Source organism: Gilvimarinus gilvus, assembly GCF_030518155.1.
Classification (GTDB): Bacteria; Pseudomonadota; Gammaproteobacteria; order Pseudomonadales; family Cellvibrionaceae; genus Gilvimarinus; species Gilvimarinus gilvus.
On sequence record NZ_JAULRU010000480.1, the window covers coordinates 1 to 346 of the forward strand.

Consider the following 346-nt stretch of genomic DNA (forward strand, 5'->3'; position numbering starts at 1 on the left):
CAACCCGGCGGAAAATGCGATCCGGCCCTTTGTTGTTGGCCGGAAAAACTGGCTGTTTAGTGCCTCTGTGCCGGGGGCTAAATCCAGCGCCAACCTTTACAGTCTGATTGAAACGGTAAAAGCTAATCAACAGGAGCCTTATCAATACCTCCGTCACATCTTTGCGGAGCTGCCCAAAGTAACAACCGTCGAGCAAATGGAGGCACTGCTACCCTGGAATCTGAAGTTACAAGACGGGGTTAGCTGACCGCTTACATTGATCGGGGCTCTCATTTCTTTTAATTGAATGACTAGATTGTCAGCACGCTCAGCTTCATTGGTGTTCAAATAACCGGAGTTGATAAGA

The 346-nt window shown here is 48.6% G+C and carries 1 protein-coding gene; it reads left to right on the top strand.

The window, feature by feature from the left end:
* Nucleotides 1-247, top strand: a 247-nt coding sequence (locus tag QWI17_RS08990) for a transposase domain-containing protein (RefSeq protein ID WP_302722176.1), incomplete at its 5' end; no start/stop codon positions are given.
* Between the last annotated feature and the right edge of the window lie 99 nt (nt 248-346).